17 protein-coding genes are annotated in these 20,403 nt (G+C 71.9%); 1 reads left to right on the top strand and 16 read right to left on the bottom strand.

Translation table 11 applies throughout. From position 1 onward, the window contains the following. Positions 1-280: 280 nt before the first annotated feature. From AB0C62_RS24405 to AB0C62_RS24455, 11 genes are all read right to left on the bottom strand, one after another. Positions 281-475, bottom strand: coding sequence for a hypothetical protein (locus tag AB0C62_RS24405; protein WP_362976409.1), 195 nt, complete (start codon positions 473-475; stop codon positions 281-283). Beyond that, positions 472-2,781, bottom strand: a complete 2,310-nt coding sequence (locus AB0C62_RS24410) for a molybdopterin cofactor-binding domain-containing protein (RefSeq protein WP_362976411.1) — start codon at positions 2,779-2,781, stop codon at positions 472-474. The genes AB0C62_RS24405 and AB0C62_RS24410 overlap by 4 nt, the downstream gene beginning before the upstream one ends. Then, a complete protein-coding gene (locus AB0C62_RS24415; protein ID WP_362976413.1) occupies positions 2,778-4,367 on the bottom strand; it encodes a (2Fe-2S)-binding protein in 1,590 nt (529 codons plus the stop codon). Before AB0C62_RS24415 ends, AB0C62_RS24410 begins: the two co-directional genes overlap by 4 nt. Continuing rightward, a complete protein-coding gene (locus AB0C62_RS24420; RefSeq protein ID WP_362976415.1) occupies positions 4,364-5,257 on the bottom strand; it encodes an FAD binding domain-containing protein in 894 nt (297 codons plus the stop codon). Before AB0C62_RS24420 ends, AB0C62_RS24415 begins: the two co-directional genes overlap by 4 nt. A gap of 279 nt (positions 5,258-5,536) precedes the next feature. Beyond that, positions 5,537-7,186 (bottom strand): beta-N-acetylhexosaminidase, encoded by a 1,650-nt coding sequence (locus AB0C62_RS24425; RefSeq protein WP_362976527.1) that lies wholly within the window; start codon positions 7,184-7,186, stop codon positions 5,537-5,539. Between the two features lie 8 nt (positions 7,187-7,194). Continuing rightward, complete coding sequence (locus tag AB0C62_RS24430) at positions 7,195-8,049, bottom strand: carbohydrate ABC transporter permease (protein WP_362976417.1); 855 nt, start codon at positions 8,047-8,049, stop codon at positions 7,195-7,197. Next, on the bottom strand, positions 8,046-9,035 hold the full coding sequence (locus AB0C62_RS24435) for a sugar ABC transporter permease (protein WP_362976419.1): 990 nt from the start codon (positions 9,033-9,035) through the stop codon (positions 8,046-8,048). The genes AB0C62_RS24430 and AB0C62_RS24435 overlap by 4 nt, the downstream gene beginning before the upstream one ends. Positions 9,036-9,039: 4 nt before the next feature. Then, positions 9,040-10,353 (bottom strand): extracellular solute-binding protein, encoded by a 1,314-nt coding sequence (locus tag AB0C62_RS24440; RefSeq protein WP_362976421.1) that lies wholly within the window; start codon positions 10,351-10,353, stop codon positions 9,040-9,042. A 235-nt stretch (positions 10,354-10,588) separates the two neighbouring features. Beyond that, a complete protein-coding gene (locus AB0C62_RS24445) occupies positions 10,589-11,110 on the bottom strand; it encodes a hypothetical protein (RefSeq protein WP_362976423.1) in 522 nt (173 codons plus the stop codon). Between the two features lie 114 nt (positions 11,111-11,224). After that, the gene (locus AB0C62_RS24450; protein ID WP_081217546.1) at positions 11,225-11,524 is read right to left on the bottom strand and encodes a DUF3039 domain-containing protein; all 300 of its coding nucleotides are present in this window, start codon (positions 11,522-11,524) and stop codon (positions 11,225-11,227) included. An 84-nt stretch (positions 11,525-11,608) separates the two neighbouring features. Continuing rightward, positions 11,609-12,181 (bottom strand): YqgE/AlgH family protein, encoded by a 573-nt coding sequence (locus tag AB0C62_RS24455; RefSeq protein WP_362976425.1) that lies wholly within the window; start codon positions 12,179-12,181, stop codon positions 11,609-11,611. A 281-nt stretch (positions 12,182-12,462) separates the two neighbouring features. Here AB0C62_RS24455 and murA point away from each other — a divergent pair, with 281 nt between their 5' ends. Further along, the gene (gene murA, locus AB0C62_RS24460; RefSeq protein WP_081217549.1) at positions 12,463-13,803 is read left to right on the top strand and encodes a UDP-N-acetylglucosamine 1-carboxyvinyltransferase; all 1,341 of its coding nucleotides are present in this window, start codon (positions 12,463-12,465) and stop codon (positions 13,801-13,803) included. Between the two features lie 110 nt (positions 13,804-13,913). Here murA and AB0C62_RS24465 read toward each other — a convergent pair whose 3' ends face one another. The 5 genes from AB0C62_RS24465 to AB0C62_RS24485 all read right to left on the bottom strand — a co-directional run bounded on the left by AB0C62_RS24465 (position 13,914) and on the right by AB0C62_RS24485 (position 20,289). Further along, complete coding sequence (locus AB0C62_RS24465; protein WP_007382399.1) at positions 13,914-14,195, bottom strand: HU family DNA-binding protein; 282 nt, start codon at positions 14,193-14,195, stop codon at positions 13,914-13,916. Between the two features lie 375 nt (positions 14,196-14,570). Then, on the bottom strand, positions 14,571-16,004 hold the full coding sequence (locus AB0C62_RS24470) for an NAD-dependent malic enzyme (protein WP_081217550.1): 1,434 nt from the start codon (positions 16,002-16,004) through the stop codon (positions 14,571-14,573). 423 nt (positions 16,005-16,427) lie between these two features. Continuing rightward, positions 16,428-18,854 carry a UvrD-helicase domain-containing protein gene (locus tag AB0C62_RS24475; RefSeq protein ID WP_362976427.1) on the bottom strand — a complete coding sequence of 809 codons (2,427 nt, stop codon included), beginning with the start codon at positions 18,852-18,854 and terminating at the stop codon, positions 16,428-16,430. 83 nt (positions 18,855-18,937) lie between these two features. Further along, positions 18,938-19,720 (bottom strand): zf-HC2 domain-containing protein, encoded by a 783-nt coding sequence (locus AB0C62_RS24480; RefSeq protein WP_362976429.1) that lies wholly within the window; start codon positions 19,718-19,720, stop codon positions 18,938-18,940. 38 nt (positions 19,721-19,758) lie between these two features. After that, positions 19,759-20,289, bottom strand: a complete 531-nt coding sequence (locus AB0C62_RS24485; RefSeq protein WP_037619265.1) for a sigma-70 family RNA polymerase sigma factor — start codon at positions 20,287-20,289, stop codon at positions 19,759-19,761. Between the last annotated feature and the right edge of the window lie 114 nt (positions 20,290-20,403).

Below are 20,403 nucleotides of genomic sequence, written 5' to 3' on the forward strand. Positions count from 1 at the left end.
TGAGCGAGAACCATACGCCGCCCCACTGACAACGCAGGGAGGCCGCGGGAACGGGTCTCCCGGGGAACAGGGACGGGCAGGTCACGTCCATGATCCGCGCGGCGGGAGGAGGCCGGCTCGAGCGTTGCTCGAGTGACGCCGGGGCCGCTTGCGAGCGATGTCCGAGGGCCGGCCACGGCTTCTCCGCCCGCCGGCAGGCTGCCGGCCACGCCTCGGCGTGCCCGAGGTCCCCGGGCACGGCCTCCAGGGCCGTGAGCGCCGACGCTCCGGATTCCGCGCCTCAGGCGAAGTAGACCCCGCCCACGACGACGACCACCGCGGCCAGGACGAAGAGCAGCACCCAGAAGAAGAGCTTCCCGACGCTGGGCGGGGGTTCGTAGCGCGGCTGGTCGTCGGCGGTCCGCGGGGCGGCAAGGCCGGTGTCCGGCGCGGGGTCGGTGCCGGGTGCCGTGCCGCCGGGCTCGTGCGCGCTCACGGCGCCGTCACCACAGCCGCCTGCGGGCGGATCGGAAGACGGTTGACGGGTCGGCCGGTGGCGGCCCGGACCGCGGACGCGATGGCCGCGGGGGACGTCACGACCGGCACCGCGCTGGCCGCCTTGGCTCCGAAGGGAGCGACGACGTCGCGCTCCTCGACCAGCTTGACGATGCGGATGTCGGGTGTGTCCAGGGCGGTCGGGAGGGCGTAGCCGGTGAGGTCGGGGTGCCGGACGAGGCCGCGGGCGGTGCGGAGGTTCTCGGTCAGCGCGGCGCCGACGCCCTGGGTGACGCCCGCCTCGATACGGGCCGTCAGCTGGGCCGGGTTGAGGATCCGGCCGACGTCCTGGGCGAGCGCCAGCTCCACGACCCGGACGGAGCCGAGTTCGATGTCGACGTCCACCACCGCGCGGATGGCGCAGAAGGCGAGGCCCACGAAGGCGTCGCCCTGGCCGGCCTCGTCGAGCGGTTCGGTCGGGTGCGGGCGGCACTGCGCGGTCGCCCAGAGTTCCTTGCCGTCCATCGCCTCGGTGACGGTGGTCGACAGGACCCCGTCGTACGAGGTGATCTTGCCGTCGGTGATCTGGAGGAGCTCGGTGGACATGCCGAACTTGTGCGCCAGCGGCTGGAGCAGCTGCGTGCGGACCATCTTGGCGGCGCGTTCGACGGCGCCGCCGGAGACCCAGGTGTGCCGGCCGCGGCAGCTGGGACCCGCCGGGGGCTGGTCGGTGTCGACGGGTGCCACGTGCACCTCGTCGATGCCGAGGGTCTCCTGGACGATCTGCCGGGCCAGCGTGGTGAAGCCCTGTCCGGTCTCCACGGCCGCGCAGAGCACGGTGGCGACGCCGTCGTGGACCTTCACGGTCGCCGTCGAGACCTCGTCGGCGCCCTCGGCGCCGAGCATGTGGACCATGCCGAGCGCGTAGCCGACCCCGCGGCGCACCGCGCCGGGTTCCCCCGCGCCCTCGGGGCCGCCGGGCAGCAGCCACTCGTCCTCGGGGGTGTCCTTGGGGAGGGCGGGCAGCGGGAAGTCGCGTACGGCCTGGAGCAGTTCGGCGACGGGCGCCGGGCAGGTCACCGTCTGGCCGGTGGGCAGGACGTCCCCGGTGGCCATGACGTTGCGCAGCCGCAGTTCCGCGGGGTCGACGCCGAGCTTCTTGGCCAGTTTGTCCATCTGCGCCTCGTAGGCGGCGCAGACCTGGAGGGCGCCCTCGCCGCGCACGTGCCCGGACGGGGGGTTGTTGGTGCGGACGGCCCAGCCCTCGATGAAGGCGTTCGGGACGACGTACGGGCCGCAGGCGAAGGAGACCGCGGCGGCCAGGGACTCGCCCGAGGTGTCGGCGTAGGCGCCCGCGTCGAGCAGGATCTGCGCCTCGACCTTGACCAGCTTGCCGTCGGCGTCGGCGTGGTGCCGGTAGCGCAGCAGGGTGGGGTGCCGGTGGGCGTGGCCGAGGAAGGACTCCTCGCGCGTAGCGGTGAGTTTCACCGGGCAGCCGGTCGCCAGCGCGAGCAGGCCGAGCGGCAGCTGGAAGCCCTGGTCCTCGCGGTCGGCGGTGGCTCCGGGGACGCCGGTGACGACGACCTTCACGCGCGCGGGGTCGAGGCCGTAGCAGGCGGCGGCCGTGTCGCGGTCGGTGTGCGGGTCGGTGGAGGCGATGTAGAGCTCGACGCCGCCGTCGGGGCGGGGCACGGCGAGTCCGGCCTCGGCGCCGATGGGGGCGGGGTCCTGGCGGCCGATGCGGTACAGGCCCTCGACGACGATGTCGCCCGCGGCGTCCGGGTCGCCGTGGCGCAGCGGGATGTGCCGGATCAGGTTGCCGTCGGGGTGCAGGGGTTCGGCTTCGAAGGCCTGCTCCGGGTCGGTGACCGGTTCGAGCACCTCGTACTCGACGATGACGGCGGCGGCGGCCATCCGCGCGGTGTCGGGGTGGTCGGCGGCGACGGCGGCGATGGGCTCGCCGTGGTGGCGTACGACGTCGGAGGCGAACACCGGCCGGTCGGCTCTGCCTCGGCCGTGCAGGGCGCTGCCGGGGACGTCCTCGTGGGTGATGACGGCGCGCACGCCGGGCATCTCGCGCGCGTGCCGGGTGTCGATGGAGACGATGCGCGCGTGCGGGTGGGGCGAGCGGAGCACGGCGGCCCACAGCAGTCCCTCGGCCCACAGGTCGGCCGCGTACGGGAAGGTGCCCTCGGTCTTGGCGCGGGCCTCGGCGGTCGGCAGGGAGACGCCGAGTCCGTGCGGCAGGGGCTCGGGGCCCGTCTCTGGTGACGCCGGTGTCGTCGCGGTCGCGGCTTGGTTGGTCACGCCTGGCCTCCGTCCTGGCCGTACGGCTGTTCGTGCGAGGCCTGGGAGCCGTAGGCGTCGTCGTCCTCGTAGGCGGACGGGTGGACGCCGCCGGCGCCCGGGCCCGCCTGGTGCGGGATGCGCGCCTCGTCCGCGTCGGGGCCGGCCTCGGGCGCGGACGACGCGTGCTCGCGTTCGGAGACGACCTCGCGCACGGCGTCCAGGACACCGCGGTAGCCGGAGCAGCGGCACAGGTTGCCGCACAGCGCCTGGCGGGTCTCCAGTTCGGTGGGCGCGGGGTTGCCCTCCAGGAGGTCGTGGAGGGTCATCGCCATGCCGGGGACGCAGAAACCGCACTGCACGGCGCCGCACTTGGCCAGGGCGCGCTGCACGTCGGAGGGCTGTCCGTCGGCGGCCAGTCCCTCGACGGTGCGCACCTCGCTGCCGGCGGCGGTGACGCCGGGCACCAGGCAGGAGGCGACGAGCCGGCCGTCGACCTGGACGTTGCAGGCGCCGCACTCGCCCTGCGAGCAGCCGTCCTTGGCGCCCGCGAGGCCGAGCCGCTCGCGCAGGACGTAGAGCAGGGACTCCCCGATCCAGGCGTCGGTGACGGGCCGGTCGGCGCCGTTGACGCGCAGGACGTAGGAGGCGAGGGGGTGTTCGTCGTGCGGGGCGGTGGTCGGGTGGTCCGGGTCGGTGGTCTCGTCGTCGGCGTCCGCCGCGAGGCCGTCGGCGTGCGTCTCCGGGCCGTCGGCCGCGGGCGTCCCGGTGTCGTCGGAGCCGTCGTTCCCGACGCCCTCGGACGTCTCGTGCGCCGGGTCCTGCGCGGGCGCCTCGGGCGCGTGGTCGGCGACAGGTTCGGGGGCGGCGAACTCGGCTGCCTCGTGGGCGGGCTCCGTGGGCCGCTGGGGGGCCTGGGAGTGCGGGGGCGGAGGCGACTGCGGCTCGGGGTCCGCGGGGCCCTCAGCGGCCGCCTCGCGGGGTTCGGCGCTCCATGCCTGCCCGATCTCGCTCGCCCAGGGCGCCGACGCGCCGCCCGGCAGCGTGGCGGGCGGTGTGCCGCCCCACTGCTCGACGAGCGCCGATGTGGTGAACTCGCCCGATTCGTCCGGAAGATCACCTCCGGCGACGGGGATCGACCACTGGCCGGTCACGTCGTGCCCGGCGCCGTGTTCACCCTCGTGGGCCGCGCCGTGTCCGCCGTCGTAGCCGGTGTCGCGGCCCGTGCTCTCGGGGGCGGTGTCGGCGTATTCGGCGTACTCCCACTGCCCGGTGGCGCCCGGCTGGTAGGCGAACCGGTCGTCGTGGGCGCCGGCCCCCTGCTGCACGGCGTTCGGGTCGGGCCAGGAGCCGCCGCCCTGCGCGCCCCATGCCCCGTCGGCCGCCGGGTCACCGGCGTCCGGCGGGGCGGGCGTCACGTCGATCTGCGGGGGCACGTAGCCGTGTCCGGGCGCCGCGAGCGGCTCCCTGGAGGCGAGGAGGGCCTCGATGCCGCCCTCGGGCAGCTTGACGAAGGCGGTCGCGCCGTCGTCGTAGTCGCCCTGGGGCAGCGGGTCCCAGCGGCCGCCGCCGCGGCGGGCGCCTTCCTCGTGCTGGTCGTCGGTCACGACAGCGCCCTCCCGAGTGCTCGTCGGGCCAGCGCGGCGACGGTGCGCCGCAGGTGCAGTACTGCGGGCGGAAGCTGTTGCACGGAGCCGTCCTCGGCGGGGACGGGGTCGGGGATGCAGGCCGCCGCGACGTACTCCCCGAAGGCGGTCAGCGCCTCGGGGACGATCGTCCGGCTGTTGTCCCAGTCGATGAGCTGGGCCACCCACGCCTCGGCGTCCAGGGGCCGCAGCGGCATCGGCGCTATGGCACCGACGGCACACCGCACCCCGCGCCGGGCCGGGTCGAGGACGAGCGCCACGGAGGCGATCGCGCGCCCGGGTCCGGTGCGTCCGGTGGCCTTCAGGAAGACCTGCGGGGCGTGCAGCAGCGGCACGCGCACGTAGCCGATGAGTTCGCCGCCGCGGAGCATGTCCACGCCCGCGAGCAGGTGCGACACCGGGATCTCGCGACGGCCTCCGCCCGGCCCCGCGATGATCAACGTGGCTTCCAGGGCGGCCAGTACGGGCAGGGCGTCACCGGTGGGCGCGGCCGAGGCGATGTTGCCGCCCAGGGTGCCCGCGTTGCGGATCTGCGGCGGCCCCGCCGCCCGCGCGGCGGCGGCGAGCGCCGGGATGAGGGCGGCGAAGTCGGGGCGGCCCATCCGGGCGTGGGTGAGTCCTGCGCCGAGCAGCGCGTGTCCGTCCTGGTACTGCCAGCCGCGGATCTCGCTGATCCGGCCGAGGCCGACCAGCGCGGCGGGCCTGAGCTGCCCGGAGTTGACCGCGGCCATCAGATCGGTGCCGCCTGCCACGGGAACGGCGGCGGGCATGGCGGACAGTGCCGCGACCGCCTCGTCCAGCGAGACGGGCAGCGTCACGGCCTGCGCCGCCTGCGGTGCGTGCGTGGTCAAACCGGCTGCCCCTTCCCGCTGCCCCACCTGGTCCCACCTGTGCTGCCGTACGGTACGTGCTGACAGGGCGGACGTGGCAACTCTGGCACATCTTCCCCGGCACTCGGCGCGGGGGTCCGCTAGGAGGCATTCGCCCCCGTCACCAGGGAGATGGTCCGTTTTCGCACGGCATCACCGGTGAGCACGAATTGCCACTCTTCGGCGACTCCTGGGGCCTTTTTCCTTGCGGGGTCACCCCGCCGGTGCGCGGGTGGCGGGGCACGCCGGTCCGCCACCGCCTCACACGTTCGGGGGCGCTCCCTCGATCGGGCGTCCGAGGACTCCGGGCCGGCGCTGCCAGGGCAGCGGTCCGGTCGGCGGCCGGTAGCCCACCCCGAGGGCGTCGAGGCGCGCGTAGTGGTCGGTCATCCGGTGTTCGAAACCGGCGAAGTCCCGTTCTGCGGGCGCCGGGAGACGGCTCCAGGCGACCTCGGCGAACGCGGCGAGCCGCGGGAACGCCTGGTAGTCCACGCGCGTGTGGTCCTCCATCACCTCGGTCCACAGGTTGGCCTGCGTGCCGAGCACGTGCCGCGCCTCCGCCTCGGTGAGCTGCGAGGGAACGGGCTCGAAGCGGTAGACGTCCTCCAGGGTGCGCACGTACGCGATGGGCACCGGCTCGTCCTCGCCCGCGGCCTGGCGGTAGTCCAAGTACACGTGCTGCTCGGGGCACATGACGACGTCGTGGCCCGCGCGCGCGGCCGTGACCCCGCCCTGGTAGCCGCGCCACGAGGAGACCGCGGCGCCCGGCGCGAGCCCTCCCTCCAGGATCTCGTCCCAGCCGATGAGCCGACGCCCGCGCTCGGCGAGCCACGTGTCGAAGTGCCGGATGATCCAGGACTGCAGGGCGTTCTCGTCGGCGAGCCCGAGTTCCTTGATGCGCGCCTGCGCGGTGGCCGACCGCTTCCACTGGTCCTTGGGGCACTCGTCGCCGCCGATGTGGAAGAAGCCCGAGAACTCCGGGAAGCGCGCGGGGTCCGTGGGGAACAGGTCGAGGAGTTCCTCGAAGACCCCCTCGTAGAACCGCAGGGTGTTGTCCGTGGGGGCTAGTACGTTCTCGGCGATGCCCCAGTTGTCCCAGACGGTCAGGGAGGCCGTGTCGACGACGTCGGTGTTGCCCAGTTCCGGATACGCGGCGATGGCCGCCTGCGAGTGCCCCGGGATGTCGATTTCCGGGACGACGGCGATATGCCGGTCGGCGGCGTAGGCGACGATCTCGCGGATGTCGTCCTGGGTGTAGAAGCCGCCGTGCGGCTTGTCGTCCCACAGGGGCGAGGCCCGGTGGCCGAATTTGGTGCGGGCCCGCCAGGAACCGACCTCCGTCAGCTTCGGGTAGCGCTTGATCTGGACACGCCAGCCCTGGTCGTCGCTGAGGTGGAAGTGGAAGACGTTGAGTTTGTGGGCGGCCAGCAGGTCGAGGTAGCGCAGGACGCCTTCCTTCGGCATGAAGTGCCGTGCCACGTCGAGCATGAGACCGCGCCAGCGGAATCGGGGCGCGTCCTCGATGGTGCGGGCCGCGATTTCCCGTGACGTCACCGGGCCGACGGGGGCGCGGCGAAAGGCGTCGGGGCCGAGGAGTTGACGCAGCGTCTGCGCGCCCCAGAACACCCCGGCCGCGTCGCCGCCCCGGATCTCGGCGCCGGCGTCGCCGATGTCCAGCCGGTACGCCTCCGCTCCGAGGGTGTCGTCGAGGAGCAGTCGCACCCCGCCGGGAGCGTCCTGCGGCGCAGGTCGCAGGGGCAGTCCGAGGGCGGCGCCGAGCGTCGAGCGCAGCCAGCGTTCGGTGCCCTCGGTGCCGGGCGCCGCGGACAGCGTGGTGTCCACGCCGAAGGTGAACGCCCCGCGCTCGCCGCCCTCGACGGCGAGGGGCGCCGGAATCAGGCCCGTATCCATCATGTCCATCAGTCCTTTACCGCTCCGCCGAGGCCGGAGACGAGTCGTCGCTGTACGAGAACGAAGAAGATCAGCACCGGAATCGTCATCACCGTGGAAGCGGCCATCACACCGCCCCAGTCGGGTTCGTCCGGCTTGTAGAAGACGAGGAGAGCCATCGGCAGGGTGGACTGCGAGGTGTCGCTGATGATGAAGGACTTGGCGAACAGGAAGTCGTTCCAGGCCGAGATGAAGGAAAACACACTGGTGGCCACGAGGCCGGGGAGGACCAGAGGGAAAAGGATCTGCCAGAGGAATCGCGCGCGGCTCGCGCCGTCGATGTAGGCGGCCTCCTCCAGCGCCTCCGGAACGGCCTTGACGAAACCGCGCAGCATCCAGATCGCGAAGGGCAGCGAGAAGGCGATGTGCGGCAGGATCAGCGAGCCCAGGGTGTTCAACTGGCCGGCGTCCCGCATGACGAAGAACAGCGGGATCGTCAGGGCCTCGACGGGCACCATCTGGGCCACCAGGAACATGATCAGCAGGGTGGTCCGGAATCGGAAGCGGAATCGCGTGACGGCGGTCGCGGCGAGAAACGCGATGAGTGCCGAGGCGATCACCACGGAGCCCGCCACGACGAGGCTGTTGAGGAAGTAGCGGCCGAATTCCTGCTGCCCGAAGACGCGGCGGAAGGAATCCAGTGTGGGTGAGGCGGTCCAGGGCCGGGGCGCGGTGGACTCGATCTCCCCGGCCGGCTTGAAGGCGCCGAGCACCATCCAGTAGAGGGGGAAGGCGACCACGACGGCGACGAGCAGGGCGGTCGTCTCGGCGGCGAGCCGCCAGGGACGCCGCGGGCGCCGGACAACGCCCTTGAGCAGGCTCACAGTTCCTCCCCCTGGCGGCGCAGCAGCCGCAGGTAGACCAACGTGACCGCGAGCAGCAGCACCAGCATCACGACGCCGATGGCCGAGCCGAGGCTGTACTGGGAGGCGGCGAACGCCTTCTGGTAGGCGTAGACGTTCAGGACGAGGTTCTGTCCGGCGATGCCGCCGCCGCCCGTCATGACGTAGATCTGGGTGAAGACCTTGAAGTCCCAGATGACCGACTGGATGGTGACGACCACCAGGATCGGCCGGAGCATCGGCGCGAGCACCGACCGCCAGATCCGCCACTGCGAGGCGCCGTCGAGGGCGGCCGCCTCCAGGACCTCGGACGGTACGGCGCGGATGCCCGCGTAGACGGTGACCATCACGAACGGGAAGGAGCACCAGACCACTTCGAGCAGGACGAGTGCGAAGGCGCTGAGGCGGCCGTACGTCCAGGAGTGGTCGCCGAGCCCGAACACCCGGTTGACGGGGCCGAAGTCGGGGTCGAAGAGGAACAGCCAGACCGTGGATCCGGTGACCGCGGGGGTCGCCCAGGCGCCGAGCGCGGCCATCATCAGCGCGAGTCGCGGCAGGGCCCGTACGCGGGTGAGCAGCACGGCGAGCGCGCAGCCGGTGGCCAGCGTCGACACCACGCAGGCCGCGGCGAACAGCACGGTGGCGAGGAGCACCTGCCAGAACTGTTCGTCGGCGAACAGCTCCGTGTAGTTGCCGAAGCCCACGAAGGTGGTCGGCCGGCCTCCGCTGACCTGGGCCTGTGTGTACTCCAGGAAGGAGATCAGGCCGAGTTGGTAGATCGGGTAGACCAGCAGGCCGCCGAGGACGACCAAGGCGGGGGCGAGGTAGAGCCAGGGGGTCCAGCCGGCCCGCCCGCGCGGGGAGGGGCCGGCCGCGGGTCCGCGGGCTCGGCGCCCGGCGGGGCGGGGGACGGTGCCGGTGACCGCCCCCCGTCCGGGGCGCTCGGCGAGGGTGTCGGGCGTCGCCATCCGCTCAGCCCGCGGAGCTGAACGCGTCGTTCATCTTCTTCGCCGCGTCCTCGGATGCCTTGGCCACGTCCTTCTTGCCGCTGACGATCTCCTGGAACATCGTCGGCAGGACAAGCGAGGCGTCGATCTGCGCCCAGGCGGGCGAGGCCGGCACGAACTTGGCGCCGGAGGCGAGGGTCTTCACGAACGGCGCGACGAAGGGCTCGCGGTCGGCGACCTGTTCGCGGACGTCGGTGTAGGTGGGCAGGAAGCCCATCGCGTCGAAGAGTTCGCTCTGTGTCTTCTTGGACGCCAGCTGTTCCATCAGGTCGACGGCGAGCGTGCGGTGCGCGGTGCTCTTCAGGACGCCGAGGTTGTTGCCTCCCGCGAAGGCGGGCGCCACCGAGCCGGCCTTCACGCCGGGCAGCGGCACCACCGCGTACTTGCCCTTGACCGTCCCGGCCTCGACCGCCGCGTGGCTGAAGTCGCCGCCGATCGCCATGGCGGCCTTGCCCGAGGCGAAGGCGGTCACCGTGTCGTTGCCGCCCATGCCCGCGCACTTGGCCGCGGGACAGTTGGTGTCGCCGAAGAGGGAGGTGTAGGCCTTGATGCCCTTCCGGGCGTCGGCGCTGTCGATGGCGGAGGCGTAGGAGCCGCCCTTGCCCTGGGCGAGTTCGCCGCCGTTGGCCCAGATGAACGGCATCGCGCCGTACGTGTAGGCGCCGCCCACGGCGAGCCCGTACAGGTCGGGCTTCGCGGCGTGGATCCTCCGTGCGGTCTCGGCCAGTTCGGCCTGCGTCTTCGGGACGGCGAGGTCCAGTTCCTCGAAGACGTCCGTGCGGTAGTACAGGGCGCGGACGCCGACGAAGTACGGGGCGCCGTAGACCTTGCCGTCGACGGTGACCGACTGCCGTGCGGTCGGGTCGGTGTCCTTGGCCTCGTCCCAGGCGGCGAACTCCCCGGAGACGTCGGCGAGTCCGCCGTCCTTCACGTATCCGGCCGTGTCCGTGTTGCCGTACTCGATGACGTCCGGGGCGCTCTTCGGGTCGTTGAAGGCGGCCTTGATGCGCTGGGCGCGGGTCTCCACGGGGATGTACTCGACGTTCACCCGCGCGCCCTTGTGGGCCTTCTCGAAGGCGGCGACGGCGGCGTCGACCACCTTCTCCTTGGGCTTGTTGCCGACCTCCTGGAACAGCCAGACCCGCAGGGTGCCGCTCTTCTCGTCCTTGCCGGACGAGGAGTTGTCGGAGGTCTGGGGGGCGCAGGCCGTGGCGACGACCAGGGCCGCGAGGGCGGCGGCCGTCCGGGCCGAGCGGATTCTGCGGACAGAGAGCTTCATCGAGCGTCCTCCGGTGGGGGTTGCGCGCGTTGCAACATGCGCAATGGCGGTTTTGCTCTGCACAACACCCCGGAGGCTATGGAGTACATGAACATGCCCACAAGAGGTCTCAACCACTCTGTGACCACGCGACGCACTCCGTGCAACGCTCAGCCCTCGACAGCCTCCACGTCGCCCGACTCCTCACGCTTCTTCTCGCGCTTCTCGCGAGCGGCCCGCCCCGAAGCCCGACGGCTCACCACGGACACCGCGCGGATCGACGCGACGAACAGCCACGCATGTCCGCCGAGGGACAGGGCCCCCACTGCCGCTCGGCCGCGTGTCCGATCGCCAGCAGGACGGCGCCTCCGAAGAGGGCGCCCGCGACGACGCACTCGAGCTTCACCAGCACGTGAGGCAGGAGCACCCCCCTCAGGAACCGCTCCCCGTACCACCACCGCACCAGGCCCCCGGCGCCGGCGACCACGAGGGAGGCGAGCAGGGGCGCGGCGAGTACGACGGCCCACGTCGGCAGCGGGTGGCCGGCATCGCCCTGCCGCGCGAGCAGAATGCCGCAGGCGCCGGTCACTGCCCCGCACAGGGCCGTGGCCAGCTCGGCCAGGTCCCTCGCCTCCGGGCCCCCGTCGCCGTACACCCCGTCGTTCGCGGCGCGCGTCTCGGCCACCCGGCTCAGCGGACCGGGACCGCCTCGCGTGCCCTCCGGCCCGTGGCCCAGCCTGCCGAGGACCGCGCCCAGGACTCGCAGCAACAACTCCACACCCCACCCCTTCGCGCCCGACCCCGCGCACGACAAGGCCGCGGCGCCCCTCGTCAGGGGCACCGCGGCCGTGCGCGGTCCACGCGGCGTACTGCGCCGGGGAGAACCTGGGTGTTACTTCTTGTCGCCGCCGCCCTTGCCCTGGTCGCCGCCGGCGCCCATGGACTCGAAGATCTCCTTGCACATGGGGCACACGGGGTACTTCTTCGGGTCGCGGCCCGGCACCCACACCTTGCCGCACAGCGCCACGACGGGCGTGCCGTCCAGCGCGCTCGCCATGATCTTGTCCTTCTGGACGTAATGGGCGAAGCGCTCGTGGTCCCCGTCGCCGTGCGACACCTGCGGCGTCGGCTCTACGAGGGTCCCCGTCCCCGTGCCTCGCTGGGGCTGGGTCTCAGGCTCAAGAGTGCTCATGGAGCCAAGGGTACTGGGGCCAGGGGCCATCAGTTGAGGGAAGGGTCGCGTGCCACTCCACGGAGCCGCGGGGCCGCGCCGGGGTCAGTTCAGGGAGGGGTCGTCCGGGTACGTCGCCACCATCGCCAGCTCGCTGCGCTGGCGGCGCAGGACCTCGCGCCAGAGCCGCTCCGGGACCGGCGAGGAGACGTCCCCCGGCTCGGACTCGACGACGTACCAGGCGCCCTCGCCCAGTTCGTTCTCCAGTTGGCCCGGGCCCCAGCCGGCGTATCCGGCGAAGATGCGCAGGGAACCGAGGGCCGAGGCGAGCAGCTCCGGCGGGGCCTCCAGGTCGACGAGACCGATCGCTCCGTGCACCCGCCGCCAGCCGAGTGGCGCCCGCTCGGCCGACGCCCCGCCCGGGATGACCGCGACCCCGAGCGCCGAGTCCAGCGAGACCGGTCCGCCCTGGAACACGACACCCGGCTCACCGGCGAGGCCGGCCCAGGCCTCCAGGATGTCCCCGACGCCCACGGGGGTCGGCCGGTTGAGGACGACACCGAGGGAGCCCTCCTCGTCGTGGTCGAGGAGCAGCACCACCGCACGGTCGAAGTTCGGGTCCGCCAGGGCGGGCGTGGCCACGAGCAGCCGCCCTGTGAGCGAGGACACCTCGGTCATGCCAGACATGATCCCGCACATTCCCCTCCCGTGGGGAGGCAATACCCGTACGCGAGTGAATGCAGCTCAGGGCGCAACGGAGCGCCGACCGCGCACGCCGGGGGTGGTGACCCCGTGTGCCCGTTTCGGAACGGTTCGTGTTGTGGCAAAGCTATGACGCACCTGAGGGGTCCGTGGGCTTACAGAGGGGGGGTGGGCGGCCATTACCCTTGCTGTTCGGCTCCCGTACGACCGGCCTGCCGACGACTCACACCTGCCCAACTCATCGGAACGCGAGATACATGACCGTCAACGACGATGTCCTGCTTGTCCACGGCGGAACCCCGCTTGAGGGCGAGATCCGTGTCCGCGGTGCGAAGAATCTCGTACCGAAGGCCATGGTCGCCGCCCTCCTGGGCAGTGGTCCGAGCCGACTGCGCAACGTTCCCGACATCCGCGACGTGCGTGTCGTGCGCGGACTGCTGCAGCTGCACGGTGTGACCGTCCGTCCGGGTGAGGAACCCGGCGAGCTGGTCCTCGATCCGTCCCATGTCGAAAGCGCGAACGTCGCTGACATCGATGCCCACGCGGGCTCGTCGCGCATCCCGATCCTCTTCTGCGGCCCGCTGCTGCACCGCCTCGGCCACGCCTTCATCCCGGGCCTCGGCGGCTGCGACATCGGCGGCCGGCCGATCGACTTCCACTTCGAGGTGCTGCGCCAGTTCGGCGCGAAGATCGAGAAGCGGGAGGACGGCCAGTACCTGGAGGCCCCGCAGCGGCTGCGCGGCACCAAGATCCAGCTGCCCTACCCCTCGGTCGGCGCGACCGAGCAGGTGCTGCTGACCGCGGTGCTCGCGGAGGGCGTCACGGAGCTCTCGAACGCGGCGGTGGAGCCGGAGATCGAGGACCTGATCTGCGTCCTGCAGAAGATGGGTGCCATCATCGCGATGGACACCGACCGGACGATCCGCATCACCGGTGTGGACACGCTCGGCGGCTACACCCACGCGGCCCTCCCGGACCGTCTGGAGGCCGCCTCCTGGGCTTCCGCGGCCCTGGCGACCGAGGGCAACATCTACGTCCGCGGCGCCCAGCAGCGGTCGATGATGACGTTCCTGAACACCTACCGCAAGGTGGGCGGTGCCTTCGAGATCGACGACGAGGGCATCCGGTTCTGGCACCCGGGCTCGCAGCTCAAGTCCATCGCCCTGGAGACGGACGTCCACCCCGGCTTCCAGACGGACTGGCAGCAGCCGTTGGTCGTCGCGCTGACGCAGGCCACCGGGCTGTCGATCATCCACGAGACGGTGTACGAGTCCCGGCTGGGCTTCACCTCCGCGCTCAACCAGATGGGTGCGCACATCCAGCTCTACCGCGAATGCCTCGGCGGCTCGAACTGCCGATTCGGGCAGCGCAACTTCCTGCACTCCGCGGTCGTTTCGGGCCCGACGAAGCTTCAGGGCGCCGACCTGGTCATCCCCGACCTGCGCGGCGGCTTCTCGTACCTCATCGCGGCGCTGGCGGCCCAGGGCACCTCCCGGGTCCACGGCATCGACCTGATCAACCGCGGCTACGAGAACTTCATGGACAAGCTCGTGGAGCTGGGTGCGAAGGTCGAGCTCCCGGGCAAGGCGCTCGGCTGACGGCCGGGACGGTACGTACGACGATGGGGCGGCCCCCCTGAAAGGGGCCGCCCCATCGGCGTTCCGCGCCTCGTACGCGTCCCGTGCCTACGGGAACGTACCGGCCAGGACTACTTGCCCTTGGCGGCTTCCTTGAGCTTGCTGCCCGCGGAGACCTTCACGCTGTAGCCGGCCGGGATCTGGATCGGGTCGCCGGTCTGCGGGTTGCGCGCGGTGCGAGCGGCACGGTGGGTGCGCTCGAAGGTCAGGAAGCCGGGGATGGTGACCTTCTCGTCGCCCTTGGCGACGATCTCGCCGACGGTCTCGGCGAAAGCGGCCAGAACGGCGTCGGCGTCCTTGCGGGTCACCTCGGCACGGTCGGCCAGCGCGGCCACCAGCTCACTGCGGTTCATGTTGTTACTCCCGTGTTCTTCTTGCTGTTGAGGCGTGCCACGCGGCGGAGCCGCATATCCGGCACAGTGAAGCCGATGCTGCCAGGGTCCTCGGTCGGCCCCCGGACCCGGGTCCGTAGCCAGACCGTCGCGCCCGAAGACGCATCCTGCCCCCACCTGCGGCGGGAAAGCCAATCCGGCACCCCTGGGAGTCACACGAACACCCTTGGGGGTCACACGGAAAGGCCTGCGAGGCCTGAGCCTGGCCGCCACCATAGAGGCGGCCACTGGCCCCGCGTTCCGCGACGCGCCGGGTTGCGGGCGGTCGTGGCGCCCGTCACAGGCGGGCCACCGGCCGCTTCCGGCCGGTCCTGCGGCCCGGCCCGGCCCGCTCGGCTACGCGGTCGTACTGGCCGCGTCCGTCACCCCCGCCGCCTTCGCGGCGTTGCGCACCGCTCCGGCGACCGCGCCCGCGACCTTGTCGTTGAAGACGCTGGGGATGATGTAGTTCGGGTTGAGTTCGTCCTCGGTCACCACGTCCGCGAGCGCGGCCGCGGCGGCGAGCATCATCTCCGTGTTGACGGTACGCGACTGGGCGTCCAGGAGGCCACGGAAGACGCCCGGGAACACCAGGACGTTGTTGATCTGGTTGGGAAAGTCGGAGCGGCCGGTGGCGACAACTGCCGCCGTCTGGCGGGCGATCGCCGGGTCGACCTCGGGGTCGGGGTTCGCGAGCGCGAACACGATGGCGTTGTCGGCCATCCGGGCCACGTCGTCGCCGTCGATCACGTTCGGGGCCGACACTCCGATGAAGACGTCCGCCTCGCGCACGGCCTCCTTCAGCGTGCCGGTGAGGCCCTCGGGGTTGGTGTTGTCGGCGATCCAGCGCAGCGGCGAGTCGGGGGCCGCGGCGACGAGGTCGGAGCGGTCCGCGTGCACCACGCCGTGGATGTCGGCGACGACCGCGTTCTTCACGCCGGCGGCGATCAGCAGCTTGAGGATGGCCGTGCCGGCCGCGCCCGCGCCGGACATGACGACGCGGATGTCGCCGATGGCCTTGCCCGCGACACGCAGGGCGTTCGTCAGGGCGGCGAGGACCACGATGGCCGTGCCGTGCTGGTCGTCGTGGAAGACGGGGATGTCGAGCGCCTCGCGCAGCCGGGCCTCGATCTCGAAGCAGCGCGGCGCGGAGATGTCCTCCAGGTTGATGCCCGCGAAGCCGGGGGCGATGGCCTTCACGATCTCGACGATCGCGTCGGTGTCCTGGGTGTCCAGGCACAGCGGCCAGGCGTCGATGCCGGCGAAGCGCTTGAAGAGGGCCGCCTTGCCCTCCATGACGGGCAGCGCGGCCTTGGGGCCGATGTTGCCGAGGCCCAGCACGGCGGAGCCGTCCGTCACGACCGCAACGGAGTTGCGCTTGATGGTGAGGCGGCGGGCGTCCTCGGGGTTCTCGGCGATCGCCATGCACACCCGGGCCACGCCCGGGGTGTAGATCATGGAGAGGTCGTCACGGTTGCGGATCGGGTGCTTGGACTGCATCTCGATCTTGCCGCCGAGGTGCATGAGGAACGTACGGTCGGAGACCTTGCCGAGGGTGACGCCCTCGATGTGGCGCAGCTGTTCGACGATCTCGTCGGCGTGCGCGGTGGACGTCGCCGCGATGGTGACGTCGATCTGAAGCTTCTCGTGGCCGGATGCGGTCACGTCGAGGCCGGTCACCGAGCCTCCGTTGGACTCGACGGCCGTGGTGAGCTGGGAGACCGCCGTTCCGCTCGCGGGCACCTCCAGCCGGACCGTGTTCGAGTAGGAGACGCTGGGCGCCGTTGCCATGGCCGACTTCCTCTGCTTTCACCGTGTCACTGCGTTTGTGCCGTCCGATCGTCGCACCTACCCCTGAGTACGTGGTAGTCGCCCCGGATTGCGAACGTTTTGTTCGCCAGAGGCTCGCGGTTTCGGAAAACGGATTCCACCATACGAGAATCGGCCGGGCAACGAAAGAGGCCCACGTCACGGGGTGACGTGGGCCTCTTCAGGTCCTCCGGGGAGGACGACGTTCAATGACACCGACCCGCCATGCTCGCCTCGCGGCAAGTGGTCGCTCGTAGCGACGAAGGTTGGGCCCGGGGGCTTGGATCGGGCCGGTGTCACGTCAAAGGTAACAAAGGATCCCCGTAAGGCAATTCCCGTCCCGGGAGTTCTTTTTCGGCGGGGCGTGCGGGTGGGGGCGGACGGGAACGGCCGGAGCGGACGGGGTCAGTCCCTGAGCAGGTCGGGGACGCCGGACGCGTCGGGATCGTCACGGTCGCTGGAGACGACCGTCAGCTGCTGGGTGGCGCGCGTCAGGGCCACGTACAGGACCCGCAGCCCGGCGGGCGACTCGTCCGCGATCTCCGCGGGCGACACGACCACGTTCGCGTCGTACTCCAGTCCCTTGGCCTCCAGGCTGCCGAGGGCCACCACGCGGTCCCCGAGCCCGGCGAGCCAGCGGGCGGCCTCCTCACGCCGGTTCATGGCGACGACGACACCCACCGTGCCGTCGACCCGGTCGAGCAGCCGGGCGGCCTCGGCGCGCACGGTCTGGGCGAGGGACTCCCGGACGACGGCGAAGCGCGGCTCGACGCCCGTCGACCGGACGGCGGAGGGCGAGTCCGAGCCCGGCATCGCGAGCGCGAGGACCTTGGCGGCCAGCTCGGCGATCTCGGCCGGGTTGCGGTAGTTCACGGTGAGCGTGAACCGGCGCCGGGGGCGGGTGCCGAGGGCCTCGTCGCGCGCCTCGGCGGCCTCGTCCGGGTCGGACCAGGACGACTGGGCCGGGTCGCCGACGACCGTCCAGGTGGCGTGCCGGCCGCGACGGCCGACCATCCGCCACTGCATGGGCGTGAGGTCCTGCGCCTCGTCCACGATGACGTGCGCGTACTCGGTGCGCTCCTGGGCGAGCCGCTCGGCGCGCTCGCGCTGCGACTCCTCGCGCACCGGCATCAGCTCCTCCAGGCCGGTGAGCTGGTCCAGCGGGTCCAGGTCGCGGCGCTTCCTGGGCCGCGCGGGCGTCCCGACGATCGCCTGGAGCTCGTCGAGCATCGCCACGTCGTGCACGGACAGCCCGTCCCGCTTGAGCGAGCGCGCCACCCGGCGCACCTCGCCCGGGTTGAGGATCCGCCGCGCCCATCGTCCGAGCCGGCGCTCGTCGGCCATCGCGGTCAGCACGCCGCGCGGGGTCAGCTCGGGCCACCAGGCGTCCAGGAACGTCAGGAAGCTGTCCTCGGAGGTGACGTCCTCGTCGAACGAGGAGCGCAGCTCGGCCGCCAGTTCCGGGTCGGAGTGCCGGGTCCCGGCGCCCGACCGCGCCCACAGCGCGTCGAGCAGCAGCTTGCGGGCGCGCGGGCGCAGCAGGTTGACCGGGGCGGTCCCGCTGAGCGCGTTCTGCTTGATGCGGTCGAGTTCGGCGGACTCCAGCTCGATCCGGCGCCCGAAGGCCACGACCCGCAGACGGGTGGGAGGTCCGGCGGGGGTGGTGTCGGGCTCACCGAAGGCGAGCTGCCCTGAGGCCGCACCACGGGAGCCGCGCGACCCGTTCGGTCCGCTCGGTCCGTTTGCTCCACCCGGAGTCTCCAGCGCCCCGCGGGCCGCCTTCCGCAGCACCTTCAGCATCCGGTACGAGCCCTTGGCGCGGGCGACCGCCGGAGAGTCGTACAGCGTGGCGCTCACGCCGTCGACGAGTGAGCCGATCGCGCGGATGGCGACCTGGCCCTCCTCGCCGAGCGAGGGCAGCACGCCCTCGGTGTAGGCGACGAGCAGCGGGGTCGGGGAGACGATCAGGATGCCGCCCGCGTACCGGCGGCGGTCCTGGTAGAGGAGGTAGGCGGCCCGGTGCAGGGCGACCGCGGTCTTTCCGGTGCCGGGGCCGCCCTCGACGTAGGTCACGGAGGCGGCGGGGGCGCGGATCACCAGGTCCTGTTCGGCCTGGATGGACGCCACGATGTCGCGCATGGAGTGGCTGCGGGCCTGGCCGAGGGCGGCCATGAGCGCGCCGTCCCCGATGACGGAGAGCCGGCGGCCGTCGAGCGTGGCCGTCAGCTCGGGGCGCATCAGGTCGTCCTCGACGCCGAGGACCTTGCGGCCCTTGGAGCGGATGACGCGGCGCCGCACCACTCGGCCCGGGTCGACCGGGGTGGAGCGGTAGAACGGGGCCGCCGCGGGCGCCCGCCAGTCGATGACCAGCGGCGAGTAGTCGGCGTCCAGGACGCCGATACGGCCGATGTGGAGCGTCTCGGCGATGTCGGCCGTGTTGTCCTCGCGGACCGCGCCCTCGGCGGGCTCGACGGCCGTGTACGCGCCGTCGGGGCCCTTCTTGCCGTCCTTCCCGAGGAGCAGGTCGATCCGGCCGAAGAGGAAGTCCTCGAACTCGTTGTTGAGACGGTTGAGATGGATTCCGGCACGGAACACCTGGGCGTCGCGCTCCGCGAGCGCCCCGGGCGTGCCGACCTGACCGCGCTGGGCGGCGTCGTTCATCAGGAACTCGGCCTCGTGGATCTTCTCCTCGAGGCGCCGGTAGACCCGGTCCAGATGTTGCTGTTCGACGCCGATCTCCCGGTCCCGTACGGAGTCGTCCTGGGCGGACTTCTCCGCTGCGGACGGACGGACCGAACCGACCGCGGATTCCTGCTGAGCCTGAGCGGCCACCGGGCCCCCTTCTGACGTGCTGGGCAGCCGTCAACCGTACGCGAAGGGGGGCCCGCCGGGCTACGTGCGCGCCCGGGGATCGCTCACGCGTCCACCTCGACGAGCCGCTTCCCGTCGAAGGTCATGACCTCGAAGTGGTCGATCTGGTTCGGCGTGAAGGCAGCTCCTCCGTGCACGTAGAGCGGCTGCTTCGCCTCCTCGGACTTGGCGTTGGGGATGCCGTAGCCCCACTTCGGGACCGCCCAGGTGGTGACCGTCTCGCGCTCGCCGTTCTTGCCGACGGCGATCAGGGAGCACTTGAGCGGGCCCTTGACGTTCTTGAGCTGGAGGACCGCGTGGGTGCCCCAGTCCTTCGGCTCGACGGCGACGACGGCGTTGACCTTGGTGGTCGGGTCCGTGGCCTGCGTCTTGTCCGTCATCACCTCGAAGGCGGCCTTGGCGGGGCTGGTCGCGTGCGCCTGCGGCATGGTCGTACCGCTGTCGCTGCCGCCGTTGACGGCCATGACGGTCAGCGGACCGCCGACGATCAGTGCGGCCGCGGCCGCCACCAGGTACATTCCACGCCTGCGCTTGTGGGCGCGGCGCGCCGCGACCTCGTCGACCAGCCGCTCCGCGAGCCGTGGGCTCGGGCGGGCCGAGAGGGACTCCGCGATGGCCGGGCTGCCCTGCGAGGCGGGCAGATCCGCGAGCGCGGCGAGCATCGGCTCCATGCCGGCCAGCTCGTCGAGCTGCTGGGCGCACCACTCGCAGGTCGCCAGATGCTCCTCGAAAGCGCTTGCCTCGGCGTCGTCGAGAATGCCCAGCGCGTAGGCGCCGACGGTCTCGTGGATGTCTCCGGGGCCTTGCTGTCCCCGCGGACCCTGCATGGCTCCCGGACCACCTGTTCCGTAACCCCCGTACGTGTTCATGCCGTCACCCCCCGCTCCTCCAGAGCCAGCTTCATCGACCGCAGGGCGTAGAACACCCGGGAGCGCACGGTGCCGCTGGGGATGCCGAGGGTCTCGGCCGCCTCATTGACCGTACGCCCTTTGAAGTATGTTTCGACCAGTACCTCCCTGTGAGCAGGGGTCAGGTCGTCCAGCGCGTCCGACAGTGTCATCAGCCACAACGCCTTGTCGATCTCGTCCTCCGCGGGGATGACCTCCAGCGGCGACGGGTCGACCTCCTGCGGCCGAGCCTGCCGACTGCGGTGGCCGTCGATGACGATGCGTCGGGCGACCGTCACCAGCCAGGGGCGTACCGAACCGGTCGCTCGATTGAGCTGGCCGGCGTTCTTCCAGGCACGGATGAGTGTTTCCTGCACGACGTCCTCGGCGCGCTGCCGGTCGCCTGCGACCAGCCGCAGCACGTAGGCCAGCAAGGGCCCCGCGTGTTCCCGGTACAGCGCACGCATCAGCTCCTCGTCGGGTTCGGTCGACGAGGACTGCTGAGACATGCGATGTCGGGCCCTTGGCCTGCGTTCATCAGCCACGGCGGAATCCTTGCGCACGCCTACCTCCGGTGTCCGGGGGTTCCCCCAGTCGGTCGCTCATCACCGGGTACGTGTGCT

This window comes from Streptomyces sp. NPDC048643, assembly GCF_040650615.1.
In the GTDB taxonomy this organism is placed as follows: Bacteria; Actinomycetota; Actinomycetes; order Streptomycetales; family Streptomycetaceae; genus Streptomyces.